The following is an 18,340-nucleotide window of genomic DNA, read 5'->3' as shown; positions in this document are numbered from 1 at the left end:
GGCTCCGCGCGGGATCCTTCGACTCCGCGCCTACGGCGCTCCGCTCAGGATGACAGTTGCAAATCGCACTTGCCCATCACGGCGTCCCGCAGCGCTCGCAAGAACGCGTCGTTCTCCTCGGGCGAGCCGATGCTCGCGCGCAGGCAGTTCTCCAAATACGGGGCCCGCGAGAAGTCGCGCACGAGCACGCCGCGCCCGTAGAGCATCTCCCATATCTGCCCCGCGTTCTCCATGCGGAACAGCACGTAGTTCGCGTCCGACGGGTACGGCTTCACGCCGGGGATGCGCTTGAGGCCGTCGATGACGCGCGCCCGCTCCTCGATGATGGCGCGTATGCCGGGCTCGAATTTCGCGCGGTTCGCGTACACGACGCGCGCGACGACCTGCGACACGGCGTCGACCGAGTACGGCTGGCGCACCTTCGCGAACTCGCGCACCACCTCGGCGTCCCCCAGGATGTAGCCCATGCGCACGCCCGCAAGCGAGAACGCCTTCGAGAACGTGCGCAGGATGACCAGGTTCTTGTGCTGCGCCAGGTACGGACGCATCGTCAGACGCGAGAACTCGAAGTACGCCTCGTCCACCATGACGAGCGCGTCGGTGGCGTCGAGCAGCCGGCAGATGAACTCCTCGCCCGCCAACTCGCCCGTAGGGTTGTTGGGGCTCGTGACGATAAGGTAGTCGATGCCGCCTTCGGCCACACGGGCGAGCACGGCCTCCTCGTCGATGCGGAAGTCGGCGGTGCGCGGCACGTTCACCACAGTGGTGTTCGTGAGGCGCGCGTTGGCGTCGTACACCGAGAACGTGGGGGGCATGTTCAGGAACGTGCGGCCCGGACCTCCCCACGCGAGCGCCAGGTTGAACAAGAGCTCGTCGCCGCCGTTGCCCACGAGCACCTGGTCGCGATCGAGTCCGTTCGCCTCGGCGATCATGTCGCGCAGGTCGTTGGCCAGCGGGTCCGGATAGCGGTTCAGGTTCACGCGCTTCACCTCGCGCATGATCTCGTGGCGCACGTCCTTGTCCACGTCGTGCGGGTTCTCGTTGGCCGAGAGGAACGCGTCGGCGGGCAGGTACTTCGGGTCGTAGGGCTCGAGGTCGGCCAACTGGGGGGCCGACGCGCATACGCTACGCATCCGAGCCGCCTTCTCCCTCGTCGCCGAACACGTTGCCGGTGCGCAGAAGGTTCTGGCGCATCTCCACGCTCATGGCGTGCGCCCACAAACCCTCGTGGCGCGCGATGGTGGTGACGGCGTCGGCGTCGCGCGCGAGCGCGGCCGGCGAGTACTGGATGACGCTCGACTTCTTCACGAACTCGTCCACCGAAAGCGGCGAGGCGTAGCGGGCCGTGCCGCCCGTGGGCAGCGTGTGGTTCGGGCCGGCCACGTAGTCGCCCACGGCCTCCGGCGTCCAGGCACCCAGGAAGATGGCGCCCGCGTTGCGGATGGCGCCCAAGAGGTCGAAGGCGTGGTCGAGATGCAGCTCCAGGTGCTCGGGCGCGATGACGTTCACGGCTTCGAGGGCCTGGGGGATGCCGTCGCACACCACGACGAGCCCCTGATCGGCCAGCGACGCGGCGGTGATCTCGGCGCGGGTGGACGATTCCAGGTGGCGCTCGATGGCGCGCTCCACCTCGTCGGCGTAGGCGGCGTCGAACGTGACCAGGTAGCACGAGGCCAGCGGGTCGTGCTCGGCCTGCGCCATGAGGTCGATGGCCACAAGGGCCGGGTCGGCCGTGGCGTCGGCCACCACGCACACCTCGGAGGGGCCGGCGATCATGTCGATGCCCACATCGCCCGACACGACCTTCTTGGCGGCCGCCACGTAGGCGTTGCCGGGGCCGGTGATCTTCGCCACGGGCTCGATGGACTCCGTGCCGTAGGCGAGCGCGGCCACGGCCTGGGCGCCGCCCACCGCGTAGATCTCGGTGACGCCCGCCAGGCGACACGCGTAGAGGATGGCCGGGTCGAGCTTCCCCGTCTTCGCGGGCGGCGTCACGCACACGATGCGCTCCACGCCGGCTACGGCGGCGGGCAGGGCGTTCATGAGCACGGTGGAGGGGTAGAGCGCGCGGCCCCCGGGCACGTAGATGCCCACGGACTCCAGCGGCTCCACCTTCGAGCCCACGAGCGCGCCGTCCTCGCGCACGGTGAACCAGCTTTGCTGGCGCTGGCGCTCGTGGAAGTCGCGGATCTGGCCGGCGGCCTGGCGCAGCGCCTTCGCCGTCTTGTCGTCGACGTAGGCTGCGGCCTCGTCGATCGCCAGCTGCGGCACGCGGAAGTCCTCGAGGCGCACCCCATCGAACCGCTCCGTGTAGTCGCGCAGAGCCGCGTCGCCGCGCTCGCGCACGTCCTCGATGATGGCGGTGGCCGCCGTGAGCGCGGCGGCGTTGAACGCGCCGGTGCGCTTGAGGTGCTTGTTCGAGAAAACCTCGCCGGGCTCGAGTATGACACGACGCATGGGCTACTCCTTATCCTTGCTCGCCTGCGCCTGGGGCGCGGGGCCGTCCTGCGCCTGCGCGACCTCGGAGGCCCGCGCGAGCGCCTGGGTCAATTGTACGATACGCGCGTCGGTGCGGAACGCGCAGGCGTTCGCGAAGAACCGAGCGGTCGACGACAGCACCTCTTCGACCACCACGAGGTCGTTCTCGCGCAGGGTGGTGCCGGTGGCCGTGATGTCCACGATGCGCTCGGCCATGCCCGTCAAGGGCGCCAGCTCTATGTTGCCGTGGAGCTTCACGATCTCCACCTGCATGCCCTTGCGCGCGTAGTGGGCCTGCGTGATGCCGGGGTACTTCGTGGCCACGCGGATGGAACCGAGCTCGCGGTAGCGCTCGTCGGCGGCCCCGGCGGCGGCGGCCGGCTCGGCCACCACGAAGCGGCACGCGCCGAACCCCAAGTCCACCAATTCCACGACGTCCGGGTCGGCCTCCAAAAGCGAGTCCTTTCCGCAGATGCCGCAGTCGGCCGCGCCCAGCGCCACGAAGGCGGGCGCGTCGGTGGGCCGCACGATGACGTACTCCACGCCCGGGTTCTTGATGATGAGCTGGCGGCCGGGATCGGCGAGGCCGCTCACGTCGAGCCCCGCCGCGGCGAGCGCCGCGATGGCGTCGCCGTTGAGCGAGCCCTTGGGAACCGCGATGCGCAGGGGGCGCGGGTTGGCGTCCTGAGCGGAGGCGGCGCTAAGCTCCGCTCGCTCAGGATGACATTCAGCGGCCATCGCCTGTTCTAAGAAGAACGCGAAGCCGGCGGCGGGACGGCTGGTGCCGTAGGCGGCGATCATGTTGTCGTAGCGGCCGCCGCTACCGAGCGGCGTGCCCAGGCCGGGAGCGTACGCCTCGAACACGATGCCCGTGTAGTAGTCGAACGAGCTCATGACCGAGAAGTCCACGAGGATGCGCCGCCCCAAGCCGGCCTCTGCCAGCAAATCGAACGTGCGCGCGAACGCGTCGAGGCCGTCCTCGCACCCCAGCGGCGCCACGAGGGCGCGCACCTCGTCGATGGCCTCGCGCCCGCCGCGAATGCGCGGCAGCGCGCGGATGGCGGCCGCGAACACGGGCGGCACGGCGGCACGCTCGCCGCGGGCGGCGTCCATCGCGTCTGCCTGGAGCGCGCCCTCGGGCGCCGTCAGGCGGTCGAGCTCCACGAAGTTCGACGCGTGGTAGGCGTCGAGCACGCGCTCTTTCCACCACGCCGGCGCGCCGCTCGCGTCGAGCAAGGCCCGCAGCACCCCCACCGTGGCCAGGGCCAGCGTGTAGCCGCGCGCGCCCGCCACGTCCAGGGCCTCCGCAAGAAGCCCCACGACCTCGGCATCGGCCTCGGGGCCCTCCTCGCCGATGCACTCGATGCCCATCTGCGTGAGCTCGCGCGCCTTGGCCTGCATCTCCACCTCGGCCTCGCGGAACACGCGTTGCATGTAGCGGAACCTGAACGGCCCTTCCTGCCCCGCAAGGCGCGTGGCCACCATGCGCGCCACCTGCAGGGTGACGTCGGGACGCATGGCCAGAAGGTCGCCGCGCGAGTCGAAGAACCGAAATGCCGAGCCGGGCAGCCTGCCGCCCGCGCGCATGACGTCCATGACCTCGAGCGTGGGCGTTTCGATGGGGGCGTAGCCGCGCGCGGCGAAACGCTCCTGCACGGCGCGGACGATGCGTTCGCGCTGCTGCGCCTCCTCGGTGAGCACGTCCCGAAAACCGGCCGGTGTGACGAAATTCATAGGTTCGAGCTTCTTTCCCTCGTTGGTCTTGTTCCGCGCGCTTTCCGCGGCCACAGGCCGCGTCGACGTCGCGAGTCGTGGCCGCGCACGCGCAGGGCGCGACGCGCGCGATCCGATGATAGCACCGCGCCGCCCTCAGGCGGCGGCTCGCGAGCCGTTCCGCATCGCGTCGCTATACTTTAGCACAGTAGAGTGATAAAGCAATACTTCGCAACCAGGTTCGCGCGCCTCCACGCCTTCCCCATTTCTCCCGAAGGCGCGGGAAAGCCGCTGTAAATGTACGCGAGGCGTTTCTCGCTTTAATTGAACGGAACGGAGCGGAAAGGCTTTCCGCCGTCAAACCAAAACTGACCCATGCCCGTTCGCCTCTGCGGAACGCCAGGCCGCCATCGGGCGCCGCGCGGAAATGCGTCAATGGGCGGTATAGCAGCGGAGCTGCGCAGCGCCGGGCCGTCGTCAGGTGCCGCGCAGGAGCGTGTCGATCTTGGTTTACCAGCGGAAGTTCCTTCGTATAGCACGAAATTACCGTTATGAACGATTTTGCGTCTCTTTTTTACGCGCTTCTTCATATAATCGCAGGTCGCGATTTTTCGGTGTGCAAAAAATCGTTCATAACGGTAATTTCGTGCCGAAGTCGTGCTCGTCCGCCGTTAAACCAGCATTGGCATTATGCAAGCCAGCGCGCTGTCATCCTGAGCGAGCGAAGCGAGTCGAAGGATCCCGTGCGGTGCCAACCGGAGGTGCTTTCGGCTGCCTCCGCACGGGATCCTTCGACTCCGGCGGCTCACGCCGCCTCCGCTCAGGATGACAAAAAGGGACGGCCTTCGGCTCGCCGCTTCGCTGCGCCTCCCTGCGCCCGCTTTGCGTGCTCGAGAGTTCGACGGGCCGCTGGACTGTCGAACTCCCAGAATGACAAGAAGCCGACCGGCAAAGCGGGGCTGTATCAAAAGTCGCCAAAACGCTCGTTCGCATTGACCATTCCGTTGGGCAAGGGCTCTGCCCTTGCCCTGCACGATGAGCGAAAACGACGCTTTTGATACAGCCCCGCATCATAGGTTGCTTGTCGTTTTGCGGCGCTGCTCGGGATAGAGCCCGTGCAGCACGGGGCGTTGCCGGAAGCGCGTGCCTAGGCAGCTCCCGGCGCAGCCCCGTCGTCTCGTCTGCCAGGATGCCCGCTACAGGAACAGGATGGGCAGCGCCGCCGACACCACGAGGAAGCGGAGCATGAAGCCGCCCACGACCACGCCGACGTCCGACGCGGCGCTGATGTAGTGGGCCCCGCGGCTCTCTTCGAACTCCTTCGGGCTGAAGAACAGAAGCCACGTCTCGAGCGCCGTCGGCAGCACCAGGCCCACGGCCACGAGCCCGAGCCAGAACGGCAGCGCGTAGGAACCCGCCAGAAGCGACGCGACTGACATCCATCCCGCATCCGAGTTGTAGCTGGTCACGAACAGAAGCGACGCCACCAGCACCAGCTCGATGATGGGCAGGCAGAAGTGGAACTTCTTCAGCACGCCCACGCGGTTGAACTCCTCGGCATGGAGGAACACCGACACGAGCAGCACCGAGGCCGCGCCGCTGGACAGGGCGGACACCAAGAACAGCACGGGCAAAAGCGCGTTGTTCCACAGGGGGAACGGGCGGCACACGCCCAGGAGCGCGCCGGTGTACACCGCCACGCACACGCTCACGACCACGCCTGCGATGTTGAGCCACGCGGGCACCTTGCGCTTCGCCACGTTGAGCACGAGCGCGACGACGGACACGACCATGAACACGGACAGGAACACCACACCCCAGGTCATGACCGACACGCCGTTGGACAGCAGCAACGCGAAGCGCAGCGGGTCGTGCAGGCCCGCCTCCGCGTCGAACATGAGCAGCACGAGCCCCACCGCGACCGCGATGGGCGCGATGACGTACGCCACGCGCCGCATGTTGGGCGCGTCGGGGTGGCGCCACGCCAAGAACGCGGCCGTCACGAAGGCCCCGGCGCCGAGGCCGGCGAGGAACAGGTACCAGATAATGGGGGCGCCCCATACAGGTTCGAACGACATGTCATCATCACCTCACGAAATAGAACTTGGCATGGGACAGCAGATCGCTGGCGAGCGGCTGGGCGTTTGTGGCGGCGATGGCGCGCGACACCTCGGAACTCGGATCGTCCAGATCGCCGAAGATGCGCACGCCCGCCGGGCACGCGCTCACGCAGTTGGTGGGGTGCTTCGCCGGGTCGGCTTTCGCCACGCACAGCCGGCACTTGTCGACGATGCCGGTGGCGGGATCGACCGACCGCGCCCCGTAGGGGCAGGCCGCGATGCAGTAGCGGCAGCCGATGCAGCGGTCGCGGTCCACGCGCACCGTCTTGTTCTCGTCGACGTACGTCGCCTTGGTGGGGCACACCGCCGCGCAGGGCGCGTCGTCGCACTGCATGCACTGGGTGGGCACCGTTTCGGTGCGCACCGAGGGGAACGCCCCGCTCTCCCGGTCGTGGAACGTGATGAACGACACGTCGGCCGGCAGGTTGTTCTGGTGCTGGCAGGCCATGCGGCACGCATGGCAACCCACGCATTTCCGGGTGTCGACCAGCATTCCGTATCGCGTCATAGGATCACGCACCTTCCTTTTGCAGGGTCACGAGCACTTCGTTGAGCATGGCGGCGCCGGTGCCGGGCTCGTACTGGCACGGAACCAGGCTCTGCAGGCTCGCGCCGAACCCGAGGTCGGCGCGCCCGTAGTGGGGCGGCAGGTACACGGCCTCGGGATGCACCTTCTCCGTCACCTTCGCCGTGGCCACGGTCTGGCCCGTCTCGGACGTCACCTTGACGCGGTCGCCGTCGGCGATGCCGACCTTGTCGGCAACCGCGGGGTTCACCCACAAACGGTCCATGCCGTTGTCGAGCGCGTCTTGGCGCAGCTGGTCGGACGCGAGCGTGTAGGAGCGCACCTGCGTGAACTGGTCGCCCGTGATGAGGCGCACCTTGTCGCCGTCCGGCTGCACGGCGGGCTCCACCCACGCGGGGGTGGCGCTGCGCCCGGCCGCCGCGAACGCGTCGCAGGAGAATTCGATCTTCTTCGATGCCGACATCATGAACGGCATCGTGCCGTACGCGAGCGTGCACTTGGGCATCTCGGCCACGCTCTCCTTGCGCAGGACGTCGTACGACACGCCGTAGGCCTTGCACAGCGCCTCGTTGTAGTCGTCGAGCGAGAACGAGAAGTACGCGTCCAGCCCCAGCGGCTTGGCCAGGGCGACCACGATCTCGTACACCGCCTTCGCCTCGGGCGCCACCGGCTCGATCACCTTGTTGCGCAGCGTTGCCACCGAGGTCACCGCCGTGGCCGTGTCCACGATGCCGGGACGCTCGAGGTACGTGAGCGCGGGCAGCACGTAGTCCGACGCCTTCGCCGTGGGCGTCATCGAGGTGGCGATGGCGACCTTGAACGGAATGGCCTTGAACGCCGCCTCCGTGCCTTGCGCGTCGGGCCAGTCGGTGAGCGGGTCGCCTTCGCAGAACACGGCAGCCTCGAGCCCGGCCCGCAGGCCCGCCTGGCAGCTGGTGGCGTGCGTCAGGGAGAAGTCGCCGTCGCCTGCCGGAGGGGTCGTCACCTTGGCCGTGGGCACGAACACCGACGCGTCGAGGGCGTCGGGGCCGAGCCAGGGCGACACGGGGAACACGAGGCCGCCCGGTTGGTTGAAGTTGCCCAGCAGCGCGTTCAGCAGAAGCAGGGCGCGGATCTCCTCGGCGCTGTTCGCGTAACCGGTGCCCAGCGTGCCCGCCCACTGCAAGTCGACGTAGCACTGCGGCGCCGCCTCGGCCAGCGCGCGGGCCACCTCTTCGAGCTTGTCGGCCGCGACGCCCGTCTTCTCGCTCGCCCACGAGAGCGGGTACGCCTCGAGCGCGCGGGCGTAGTCTTCGAACCCGTGGCCGTTCGCCTCCACGAACGCGTGGTCGTACAGGTCGTTCTTCACGATGAAGGACGAGACGCCCAGCAAGAACGCCAGCTCGAAGCCGGGCTTCACCGGCACCCATTCGGTGGCGAGCGAGCAGAAGGAGCACAGACGCGGATCGACCGCGTACACCTTCGCGCCGTTGTCGCGGGCCTTGATGATCTCCTCGATCTCGCCCGGGCGCACGCCTTCGTAAGAGGACTTGTCCAGCAGCACGATGCACTTCGACTCCGCCGCGCTCGGCGCGGGGAACGCGCCGAGCACCGACATGATGACCGTGGATATGTCCACGTCGGAAAGCGCGCCCTCGTCGTAGAAGTTGGCCGAGCCGAACGCGGCCATGAGGCGCTGGGTGTAGTACTTGTCCGTGCCGCGGCCGTCTTGGAACCAGCCGGTCTTCTGCGGGCCCGCGTCCTTCATATGCCGGGCGATGTCGGCCACCGCCTCGTCCCACGACACCGGATCGAACCCGCCCGCCCCGTCGGCCTTGAGCGGGGTCTGCACGCGGTCCTGCGCATAGGCGACGCGAGGGTACCCTTGCCCGCGCCCGCAGAGGTAGCCGCCGGTGAACGGATGGGACGCGAGGCCCTCCACCCGTCTGAGCTTTCCGTCCCGCACGTACGCGGCCATGCCGCACTTGTTTCCGCAGCCGGCGCACAACGTGGTGACGCGCTCGTCGTCGGCGGCACCGTCCTTGGAGCCTTCCGCCGCCAAAGCGGGCCCCGCTCCCGCAAGTCCTCTCGCAGAGGCGAGCGCCACCGCGCCCGCGCTCGCAGCGAGGAAGCTTCGCCTTGAAACCGTCATCGCCATACCGATTCTCCCTTCCCTTCTCGACCGAGATCCGTCCGGGCGCATGACCGTCCTGCGGCATGCCCGCGAACCCCCTGCACGGCAACCGCGCACAGGCCGAGCATAGGCAACGAGAAGGAGGGGACGTACCCTGTTTGCCGGTAGCTTGGGAGCGAAGCGCAAAGTTACCCTCAAATCGGGTACAAGGGCCGTAGGCGGTGCGGTATAAAAACCCAAGGGGTTCGAGGGGAGGGCAAGCTTGTATACTGAGGCTTCCGCTTCCGTTTCGCACGGGCATCGCACGCATGGCTCGCATGTCCGACGCGGGCTCCCGCGCGCGCTGCCCAGCAGGGAGGGTACACCATGACAGACGCCGTACCGCTCGATCGCGACGCTTCCGAGCGAAGGACAACCAAGCTTGCGAGCATCATGCGCGCGACGCTGCCGGCTACGTTGGGGCTCGCGCTGGCCAACACCTGCTTCAACGTGGCCGTGAACGAGAGCGCGTTGCGCCTGTCCGGCCCGCTCGTCTCGAACGGACCGGTGTTCGCGGCCGTTGCGGCCATGGCGCTGGGGATGCTGCTCCTTGCGCGGCGGCGCGAGCACCTGCGCTCGTCGACCGTGCGCCTGGGCGCCGCCTGGTGCATCGTGGCGCAGGTGGTCGCGGCCGCCGCGCTCGGCCTGCTCGAGGCCGCGCTCGTCGACGTGACCGCCGCGCGCCTCGTGGCGGTCACGGTTCTGGAGGCCGCGTCGCTCGGCGCCCTGGGCTTTTGGCTGCGCAGCGCCCGCGGGCTGTCGGCCGCCGCGGCGGCGGTCGTCGTGTTCGGGGCGGTCATCGTCAGCGAGCCGCTCATCTGCGTCGCCGCGTTCCTGCCGAGCGGCGCAGCCTACGCGCTTCTGGCCGCGGAGGGAGGCGCGCAGGCGCTCTGCCTGCACTTCCTTCAGCGGCGTCCCTGGGGCGAGGAGGCGTTCCGTTCGGCCGGCGTCGCGAGCGCGGCGGGACGGAGCGGGGCGGAACCGGCGAATGCCGCCACGGGCACCGCCGGGTACTTCGGCCTCGCCCGGTCGATGGCGGACGACAAGCGCCTCCTCATCGTCACCGCCGTGGGAATCTGGATACTCGCGCTGGCGAAAGCCGTCATCCGCGTGTTTCCCCTGGGGGTGCCCATCCCCTACACGCCGGCCACCCTGGGCGTGTACTTCGTGCTGACCATGATCGTGGCGGCGGTGCTGCTGTACGTGGCGCTCGACGAGAACAGCGACGTCATGACGGCGGGAATCTGGCTGGTCATGCAGAACCTGGCCGTGCTCGCGCTTTTGGCGTGCAGCTTCTTCCCCGACAACCTGGACATCGGGCTGAGCTTCACCTACGTGCTGGACGTGCTGCTTTTGGCCTACACGTGGTACGTGGCGCTCGCCTTCATGAACTTCGGGCAGCAGGATCCGTACTATTACGTGGGCGGCGGTCTGATCGCGTTCCTGCTGCCGCGCGCGCTGACGAACCTGGGCATGCCGGTTCTGCTCGGCGCCATAAACCAGGCTGCGGCGACCACCGCCATCGCGGCGGCGCTGTTGCTGCTGTGCGCCCAGTTCCTGTTCCTGCGCCTGCCGCATCTGCGCGCCCCGGCGCCGCGACCCGACGATCGCGAGCGCTCTTTGAGCCACGCGGCGCAGCGCGCGTTCGGCCTCGAGGAACCGGCGGACACCTCCACGGCCATGCGCCTGGCCATCATGCAGAGCCACGCGAGCCGCATGCAGGAGCAGTTCCTGTTGTCGGACCGCGAGGCGGAGGTGCTGGCGCTCTACGCGCTCGGGCACACGCAGGACAAGATCGCAAGCGAGCTCTTGCTCTCGCCCGGCACCGTGCACACGTACGTCAAGCGCATCTACAGCAAGACCGACCTGCACTCTCGCCAGGCCATCCTCGACTACATCGAGCGTTACGTCGGCTGAGGCGCGGCCGGCGGGCCTTCCGATTGCGGCGGTTGCGTGCGGCGGCGCGGCCTGCGGCCGCGAACGGAGGAGGGACAGAGGACCGGCGCACCTTGCCCGGGCCTTGCGGACGGTGCTATAATCGTATTACGATGCAATACGACAAGGAAGGAGGCCACCGATGGCGATGGAGGCGACAACGATCCGCTTCGCCCCCGAGGAGCGTGCGTGGATACAGAGCTACGCCGACTTCTGCGGCAAAACGTTCTCCGACGTCGTGCGCGAAGCGGCGCTCGAGCGCGTCGAGGATGCGGCCGACCTGCAGGCCTACGAAGAGGCGCTGCGCGAAGACGACGGCGTGCGCATTCCGTTCGAAGACATTCTAGCCAAATACGGAATGGATAAATGATGGGATATCGGCTCACCCTTACCAAGAGGGCCGAAAAGCAGCTTGACGCCATTCCGGCAAAACAGCGAAGAATGATCGTCGCTTGGATGGCGGAGAACCTGCATGACTGCGCCAATCCGAAAACAGTAGCAGGTGTCAAGCCAATACAGGGGACCCGTAACGGCTGGCGATATCGCGTGGGAAGCTATCGCGTTCTCGCGCGCATCGAAGACGACGAGCTGCTGATAGAAGTGGTGCGTGTCGGACACCGGCAGGGCGTGTACAGCAACCTGCCGGATCTGTGAGCCTTCGCGCCGCCTGCCGAACGTGCGCACTCGACAGACGGCGCCTCCGCTTCGCCCGCCGCTACAGCAGCGACATCTGCTGGGGAGCGAAGTCGTAGGTGCAGGCCACCTCGTTCTCCAACAGCTCGATCTCGTGGGACTCCCAGTCTTTCAGACACACCACGAAGTTCGTGCCGCCCTGTTCGAACACGATGGCGCTGCCCACCATGCCGACGCACCGGCCGCCGCACACGTCGTCCGGGCCGTCCGGCTGCTGCAGGTCGTCGCACGAGGGCGACGGGCCGCCGAAATAGAAGGGCGAGAAGTCCTGCACCGGCTCGGGCGCGAACCCGGCCCGCGCCACGCCCTCCACCTGCGCCAGGCGCGCCGCCTCGCGATCGAGCACGGAGGCGGCCTCGGCCGCGTCGTAGCGTTCGTTCGCCAGCAGGTCGGTCTTCTTCGCTGCGCGCATGGTCTCGGCGATGCCGGGCTGCGCGCACAGCGCCGCCTCCAGCTCGCGGGCCGCATAGGCGTCGTCGAAACGGCCCACGATGCGACCCGCCCGCGCGCCCTGCTCCAGCAGGCGGCGGATGCCGCGCGACGCGCCCGTGATGCCGGCCTTCACGTGCGCTGGCGAGAAGTACGCCAGGTACGCGATATGCGGCTCCGCGTTGTACGCGCGCTGCTGCGGCGAGACGAAGTCCGTGTTGTAGAACGAGGGGTTGAAGCCCGTGGCCTCCTGGCACGCCGGGCAGACCGTGTCCTTCGCATCGGGCAGAAGCTCCACGTCGAGCGGGCACGGTACCTTCAGGTGCGTCTCCAGATCGTGGCGACCCACGCAGCGGCGCGTGGGCAGACGGCGCAGCGAGAACGTGCGCCCGCGCACGTCGAAGCGCTCCTGCACGTTGCGCGCGCGGTCGTTCACCAGCAGGTAGGGGCCGCTCTCGTCGCAGCCGTGCCCCGCCAGCACGGCGGGGCGGACGTCGTTCGAATTCTCCATGATGTTATCCTCGTATTACTCTCATGTGCCTCGTCATTTTTCGAAGCGAATGATAGCGCACGAGGGGCATATGCGCGAGGCGAGCCCGCCGAAAAGCGGGAAATCTCACAGGAGGCGCAAAACGGAAGCCGGGTTTTCGCGGGCTAGCGCCCCATAGCCTGCACGGCCAGCGACATGTTATAGGAGAAGTAAACGGCCACGACCACGAACACGCTCGCGGCGATCTTCGCCGCGATATGCCAGTCGCTCCTCCACGCCAACACGATGCCCACCGGCCAGAAGATCACCAGGAAGAAGATGATCCAGAACGTCTGCTTGTACCATTTCTTCTGGTTGGGCTCTTCCATCAGGTCGTTCGCGTCCTGGCGCAGATCCCTGCGCTGCCAGTCCCCCGGACGTCGGTTGTCGTCGGCCATGCCGCTTCCTTTCGTCGAGCGAATCGCCTTTGTTTTCCTTATCGTACCATGCCTGCGAGCCGCACGCTCAAACCGTCACACGGCTATTGCAGCCCGGCGTACTCCACGTCGATCTGCTCGTCGAGGTACTCCTGAACCGGCGGCTTGCCGTACTCCTCGAGGTGCTCGAGGTGCCAGCACTCGGTCGGCGGCAGCCCTTCGATGCTGGCGGCCACGAACACCGGGTCCTTGCCTGCCTTGCGCTGCGCCGTGTAGTCGTCGAGCACCTTGAGCGCCCACTTCCCCAGCAGCACGATGGCCACGAGGTTCACGATGGCCATGAGCCCCATGAAGATGTCGGCCAGGTTCCATGCCAGATCGAAGCTGTTCACCGCGCCGTAGAAGATGACCGCGAGGCACACCAGACGGAACACCAGGAGCACGGCTTTGCTGTCGCCCTTGATGAAGCGCAGGTTGTTCTCGGCGTAGAAGTAGTTGCCGATGAGGCTGGAGAACGCGAAGGCGAAGATGGCGAACGTGATGAAGTGGATGCCGACCTCGCCCACCGAGTTGTTCACGGCCATCTGCACGAGCGGCATGCCGTTGAGCCCGGCGGCGGCCTGCGGGTCCTGCACGTAGAACACGAGCACCATCATGGCCGAGCACGTGCAGATGAGCAGCGTGTCGATGTACACGGACAGGCTCTGCACGAGGCCCTGTTTGCAGGGGTGCGACACCGACGCCGTGGCGGCCGCGTTCGGCGCTGAGCCCATGCCGGCCTCGTTGGAGTACAGGCCGCGCTTGATGCCCAGCATGACCACCGAGCCCGCGAAGCCGCCGAAGATCGACGGGAAGTCGAACGCCGACGCGAACACCAGCGAGAACACCGCGGGCAGTTCGGCGATGTTGGTGACGGTGGTCCACAGCGCGATGGCGATGTAGGCCAGCGCCATGATGGGCACGATGATGGACGTGATGACGCTGATGCGCTTCGCGCCGCCGAAGATGACGAACGCGGTCATCACCGCCAGCACGATGCCGCAGGCCACGGCCGCGCCGTTCGTGGCGTAGTCGGGGATGTAGTACTCGAGCGACGAGGCCGCGTTGAAGGCCTGCAACCCGTTGAACCCGAACGCGAAGCACAGGATGAGCAGCACGGCGAACAGGATGCCCAGCCAGCGCTTCCCCAGCGCCTGCTGGATGTAGTACGCCGGACCGCCGCGGAACTCGCCCTCCTTGCCGCGCACCTTCCAGATCTGCGCGAGCGTGGATTCGATGAACGCCGACGCCGCGCCAATGATGGCCATGAGCCCCATCCAGAACACGGCGCCCGGGCCGCCCGTGGCGATGGCCGTGGCCACGCCCGCGATGTTGCCCGTGCCCACGCGCGAGGCCGTGGACACCATGAGCGCCTGGAACGATGAGATGGAGCGCGCGCCCTGCACGTGCTTCTTCTCGGTCAGCTGCGAGAACATGTCCTTGAGATAGCGCAGCTGCACGGCCTTCGTGCGCACGGTGAAGTACACGCCCACGGCCACCAGCAACAGCAGCAGGATGTACGTGTAGAGAAAGCCGTCGACCTCGCCGGTGACAGCGATGAGCGTTGCGTTGAAGTCCATTGATCCCCTTCTGTTCTTGTTCCCCGCCATCCGTCTGTCATCCTGAGCGCAGGCGGCGGAGCCGAAGGATCCCGCGCGGCGTCAGCCGTGACGTTCCCGGCTGACGCCGCGCGGGATCCTTCGGCTCGCTTGCGCTCGCCCAGGATGACAGCCGGGAGCTTGCGTTTCGCTCAGTATGACAGCCGAGGCTTGCGTTTCGTCTAGGACGACAGTTTGCTCGTCAGAAGCTCGTTGATGACCTTCGGGTTGCCCTGGCCGCGCATCTCCTTCATGCACTGGCCCACGAAGAAGCCGATGAGGCCCGTCTTGCCGCCCCGGTACTGCTCCACCTTGTCGGGGTTGGCAGCCAGCACGGCGTCGACCACGGCCTCGATGGCGCCGGTGTCGGACACCTGCTCCATGCCGCGCTCGCGCACGACGGCGTCCGGGTCCTTGTCTTCGTCCAGGATGGCCGCGAACACCTCTTTGGCCTGCTTGGACGATATGGCGTCGGCCGCCGTCAGGCGCACGAGCGCCACGGCGCGCGCGGGCGTGAGCGGCGTGTCGGCCAACTCCGTGCCCTCGTGCGCGTTGAGGTAGGCGGTCACGTCGTTGATGACGAGGTTCGCCACCGGCTTCGCCAGCTTGGCCGCGTCGGCGCCGGCCAGCTCCATGCACGCCTCGAAGAAGTCGGCGGTGGCGCGATGCTCGACCAAGTGGCGGGCGTCGTAGGCGCTCAGGCCGAACGCGTCCTCGAAGCGGGCCGCCTTCTGATCGGGCAGCTCGGGCAGCTTCGCGCGCACGGATTCGATCCACTCGTCCGTGAGGTCGTAGGGCGCGAGATCCGGATCGGGGAACAGGCGGTAGTCGTCGGCCGTCTCCTTCACGCGCATCACGATGGTGCGCTTGGCCGAGGGGTCCCAATGCCGCGTCTCCTGGAAGATCTGGCCGCCCTCCTCGAGCACCTCCGCCTGGCGGCAGATCTCGTAAGCCAGGCCGTCGTGGAGGTTCTTGAAGCTGTTCATGTTCTTGAGCTCGGTCTTCACGCCGAACTCCTCAGCTCCGCGGCGGCGCAGGCTCACGTTGCCGTCGCAGCGCATGGAGCCCTCTTCCATCGAGCAGTCGGAGATGCCCAGCGCCAGGTAGATCTGGCGCAGCTTCTGCATGAACAGGCGCGCCTCCTCGGGCGTGCGCAGGTCGGGCTCGGTGACCAGCTCGGTGAGCGGGGTGCCGGCGCGGTTGTAATCCACCAGCGAGTGCGTGGCACCGGCGATGCGGCCCTCGCCGCCGCCGATGTGCACCATCTTGCCCGCGTCCTCCTCCATGTGGATGCGCGTGATGCCCACGTGCGCGGTGTAGCCGGTCTCGGTGCGCGTGGCGTTGCCGCGGCTCTCGCCTGCGTCGAGGCCGTCCAGGTCGATGCGCTCCTTGGCGGCCGCGCCGTCCACGTCGAGGTCGAGGTGCCCGCGCATGCAGAACGCCACGGGGCCCTGCGTGGTCTGGTAGTTCTTCGACATATCGGGATACATGTACGTTTTGCGGTAGAACATCGAGTGCTTCTCGATGTCGCAGTTCGTGGCCAAGCCCGCCAGCACGATGGACTCGATAGCCGCGCGGTTCGGCACGGGCAGCGCACCGGGCATGCCAAGGCACACGGGGCACGTGTGCGTGTTCGGCTCGGCGCCGAACTCCAGCTTGCAGCCGCAGAACATCTTGGTGTCGAGCGTGGTGAGCTCGGCGTGGATCTCGAGGCCGATGACGGCCTCCCAATCCTTGAGGACTTCTTCGAGCTTTCTCATCGGGAGGCTCCTTCCCCGTCGATGCCGGCTGGCGCCGCATGGGATCCTTCGACTCCGCGCTGCGCGCTCCGCTCAGGATGACAACTGTCGGCGTAGGCGGGGGCTACCGGGGCCGGGCCGTACACCGTTTCCAGCGCGGCGGCGGCGCGCAGCATGTTCTCGTCCTTGAACGCCGGCGAGATGAGCTGCACGCCCACCGGCAGGTGCGTGTCGGCGCCCAGGCCCACCGGCAGGCTCATGCCGCCGTTGCCGGCGATGTTGATGGAGATGGTGAACATGTCCGACAGGTACATGTCCGTGGGGTCGCTCACCTCGCCGAACTTGAACGACGTGCGCGGCGACACGGGCGCGAGGATGCAGTCCACCTGCTCGTAGGCGCGCGCGTAGTCCTGCGTGATGAGCGTGCGCACCTGCTGCGCCGGGTAGTAGTACTTGTCGTACACGCCGGCGGACAGAAGGTAGCTGCCCAGCATCACGCGGCGGCGCGTCTCGGGGCCGAAGCCCGCGGCGCGGCTGGCCTCGTACTGGCTGTTCAGGTCCGCATGGCCCGGGTCGCAGTAGCCGTAGCGCACAGAATCGAAGCGGGCCAGGTTGCTGAACGCCTCGCACGGGCCCAGCACGTAGTAGGCGCTCATGGCGGCCTGCGCGTTGGGCAGGTCCACCTCCACGAGCTCGGCGCCCAGCGCGCGCAGGTGATCGGCGGCCTCCTCCACCTTGGCCTTCACCTCGGGCGTGAGGCCCTGGGCCTCCATGAACGCGGGCACGACGCCGATGCGCATGCCGCGCACGCCCTCGGCGAGGTTCGCCGTGAAGTCGACGGAAACGTCCTGGCTCGTGCAGTCGAGCACGTCGCGACCGGCGATGGCGTTCATGGCCAACGCCGCGTCCTCCACCGAGCGCGTGAACGGGCCCACCTGGTCGAGCGAGCTGCCGAACGCCACCACACCGTAGCGCGAAACCACGCCATAGGTGGGCTTCACGGCCACCGTGCCGCAGAAGCTGCCGGGCTGGCGGATGGAGCCGCCCGTATCGCTGCCGAGCGTGACCGTGGCCAGGCCGGCGGCCACCGCCGCGGCGCTGCCGCCCGACGAGCCGCCGGGCACGCGAGAGAGGTCCCACGGGTTCTTCGTGGGTCCGAAGGCGCTCGTCTCCGTGGAGGAGCCGAACGCGAACTCGTCCATGTTCAGCTTGCCGAGCGGGATGCCGCCCGCCTCGATGGTGCGGGCCACGCACGTGGCCGTGAACGGCGAAACGTAGTTCTCGAGCATCTTCGACGAGCACGTGGTGTGCGTGCCCTCCAGGTTCATGTTGTCCTTGAACGCCACGGGCACGCCGGCCAGGGGGCCGCACGCGTCCAGCTCGCCGGCGGCCACGGCCGCGTCGACCTTGGCGGCCTGCTCGAGCGCCAACTGCTCGGTGGTTTCGAGGAAGGCGTGCAGGTCCTTGTTTGCGGCGTCGACGCGCGCGAGCGAGGACTCCGCGACCTCGCGGGCGGAGAACTCCTTGGCGGCGAGACCGGCGCGGATAGCGCGGACGCCCATCGCGCCGAAGGCGGGAGAGGCGGCCATCAGCGATCGCCCCCTTCGCCCAGGATCGACGGGATGAGGAAGCAGCCGTCCTGCTGCTTCGGCGCGTTCTCGAGAGCGATCTCTTGCGTGAAGGAGGGCTCCTCGACGTCCTCGCGCATGACGTTGGACAGGCCGCCGATGGGGTGGAACGTGGGCTCCACGCCCTCCAGATCGTATTCGGTGATGGGACGCAGGCTGTCGATGATGGCGTTCAGGTCGACCGTCATCCGCGCGACTTCCTCGTCGGTGAGGCCGATGCGCGTGTACTCGGCGATATCGCGCACATCGTGCTCGGTTACATGCTGGGTCATGGGGTGGCTCTTCCCTTCTCGTTTTCACGCACCGGCACCGCAGGCGCGCTGCGGAACCGAAGGCGGAACAGGTGAAAACATAACGCCGCCCATGATAGCAAACCAGCCCCTT

Annotated in this window: 15 protein-coding genes; 3 read left to right on the top strand and 12 right to left on the bottom strand. The window is 67.7% G+C overall.

What is annotated here, in order from left to right; translation table 11 throughout:
* Nucleotides 1–44 precede the first annotated feature (44 nt).
* From hisC to HCH03_RS07860, 6 genes are all read right to left on the bottom strand, one after another.
* Nucleotides 45–1,133 (bottom strand): histidinol-phosphate transaminase, encoded by a 1,089-nt coding sequence (gene hisC / locus HCH03_RS07885; RefSeq protein WP_221689051.1) that lies wholly within the window; start codon nucleotides 1,131–1,133, stop codon nucleotides 45–47.
* A complete protein-coding gene (gene hisD / locus HCH03_RS07880; protein WP_221689050.1) occupies nucleotides 1,126–2,457 on the bottom strand; it encodes a histidinol dehydrogenase in 1,332 nt (443 codons plus the stop codon). Before hisD ends, hisC begins: the two co-directional genes overlap by 8 nt.
* Before the next feature lie 3 nt (nucleotides 2,458–2,460).
* On the bottom strand, nucleotides 2,461–4,212 hold the full coding sequence (gene hisZ / locus HCH03_RS07875; protein ID WP_221689049.1) for an ATP phosphoribosyltransferase regulatory subunit: 1,752 nt from the start codon (nucleotides 4,210–4,212) through the stop codon (nucleotides 2,461–2,463).
* A gap of 1,175 nt (nucleotides 4,213–5,387) precedes the next feature.
* Nucleotides 5,388–6,269, bottom strand: a complete 882-nt coding sequence (nrfD, locus tag HCH03_RS07870) for an NrfD/PsrC family molybdoenzyme membrane anchor subunit (protein ID WP_080144968.1) — start codon at nucleotides 6,267–6,269, stop codon at nucleotides 5,388–5,390.
* A gap of 7 nt (nucleotides 6,270–6,276) precedes the next feature.
* Nucleotides 6,277–6,819 carry a 4Fe-4S dicluster domain-containing protein gene (locus HCH03_RS07865; protein ID WP_185904814.1) on the bottom strand — a complete coding sequence of 181 codons (543 nt, stop codon included), beginning with the start codon at nucleotides 6,817–6,819 and terminating at the stop codon, nucleotides 6,277–6,279.
* 4 nt (nucleotides 6,820–6,823) lie between these two features.
* Nucleotides 6,824–8,974 carry a molybdopterin-containing oxidoreductase family protein gene (locus HCH03_RS07860; protein WP_221689048.1) on the bottom strand — a complete coding sequence of 717 codons (2,151 nt, stop codon included), beginning with the start codon at nucleotides 8,972–8,974 and terminating at the stop codon, nucleotides 6,824–6,826.
* 342 nt (nucleotides 8,975–9,316) lie between these two features.
* Between HCH03_RS07860 and HCH03_RS07855 the strand changes: the two genes are divergently transcribed.
* The 3 genes from HCH03_RS07855 (at nucleotide 9,317) to HCH03_RS07845 (ending at nucleotide 11,578) form a co-directional block, all read left to right on the top strand.
* Complete coding sequence (locus HCH03_RS07855) at nucleotides 9,317–10,906, top strand: helix-turn-helix transcriptional regulator (RefSeq protein WP_221689047.1); 1,590 nt, start codon at nucleotides 9,317–9,319, stop codon at nucleotides 10,904–10,906.
* A gap of 166 nt (nucleotides 10,907–11,072) precedes the next feature.
* On the top strand, nucleotides 11,073–11,294 hold the full coding sequence (gene relB / locus HCH03_RS07850; RefSeq protein ID WP_246599876.1) for a type II toxin-antitoxin system RelB family antitoxin: 222 nt from the start codon (nucleotides 11,073–11,075) through the stop codon (nucleotides 11,292–11,294).
* Nucleotides 11,291–11,578: a type II toxin-antitoxin system RelE family toxin gene (locus tag HCH03_RS07845; RefSeq protein ID WP_246599875.1), complete on the top strand. Its 288-nt coding sequence runs from the start codon at nucleotides 11,291–11,293 to the stop codon at nucleotides 11,576–11,578. Before relB ends, HCH03_RS07845 begins: the two co-directional genes overlap by 4 nt.
* 61 nt (nucleotides 11,579–11,639) lie before the next feature.
* Here the strand turns inward: HCH03_RS07845 and HCH03_RS07840 are convergent, their stop codons facing one another.
* The 6 genes from HCH03_RS07840 to gatC form a co-directional block, all read right to left on the bottom strand.
* Nucleotides 11,640–12,557: a DUF2797 domain-containing protein gene (locus HCH03_RS07840; protein ID WP_221689046.1), complete on the bottom strand. Its 918-nt coding sequence runs from the start codon at nucleotides 12,555–12,557 to the stop codon at nucleotides 11,640–11,642.
* Between the two features lie 143 nt (nucleotides 12,558–12,700).
* Nucleotides 12,701–12,973, bottom strand: coding sequence for a DUF2427 domain-containing protein (locus HCH03_RS07835; protein WP_080144962.1), 273 nt, complete (start codon nucleotides 12,971–12,973; stop codon nucleotides 12,701–12,703).
* An 83-nt stretch (nucleotides 12,974–13,056) separates the two neighbouring features.
* Nucleotides 13,057–14,571 (bottom strand): alanine/glycine:cation symporter family protein, encoded by a 1,515-nt coding sequence (locus HCH03_RS07830; protein WP_221689045.1) that lies wholly within the window; start codon nucleotides 14,569–14,571, stop codon nucleotides 13,057–13,059.
* Between the two features lie 200 nt (nucleotides 14,572–14,771).
* Nucleotides 14,772–16,349, bottom strand: coding sequence for an Asp-tRNA(Asn)/Glu-tRNA(Gln) amidotransferase subunit GatB (gene gatB / locus HCH03_RS07825; RefSeq protein WP_221689044.1), 1,578 nt, complete (start codon nucleotides 16,347–16,349; stop codon nucleotides 14,772–14,774).
* On the bottom strand, nucleotides 16,346–17,917 hold the full coding sequence (gene gatA / locus HCH03_RS07820; RefSeq protein ID WP_246599874.1) for an Asp-tRNA(Asn)/Glu-tRNA(Gln) amidotransferase subunit GatA: 1,572 nt from the start codon (nucleotides 17,915–17,917) through the stop codon (nucleotides 16,346–16,348). The genes gatB and gatA overlap by 4 nt, the downstream gene beginning before the upstream one ends.
* Nucleotides 17,917–18,228, bottom strand: coding sequence for an Asp-tRNA(Asn)/Glu-tRNA(Gln) amidotransferase subunit GatC (gatC, locus tag HCH03_RS07815; RefSeq protein ID WP_221689108.1), 312 nt, complete (start codon nucleotides 18,226–18,228; stop codon nucleotides 17,917–17,919). Before gatC ends, gatA begins: the two co-directional genes overlap by 1 nt.
* Nucleotides 18,229–18,340 lie beyond the last annotated feature (112 nt).

The sequence above is a fragment of the Gordonibacter massiliensis (ex Traore et al. 2017) genome, assembly GCF_019731765.1.
In the GTDB taxonomy this organism is placed as follows: Bacteria; Actinomycetota; Coriobacteriia; order Coriobacteriales; family Eggerthellaceae; genus Gordonibacter; species Gordonibacter massiliensis.
Note: the sequence above shows the minus strand (reverse complement) of the source record. Positions and strands in the feature narration are given on the sequence as shown.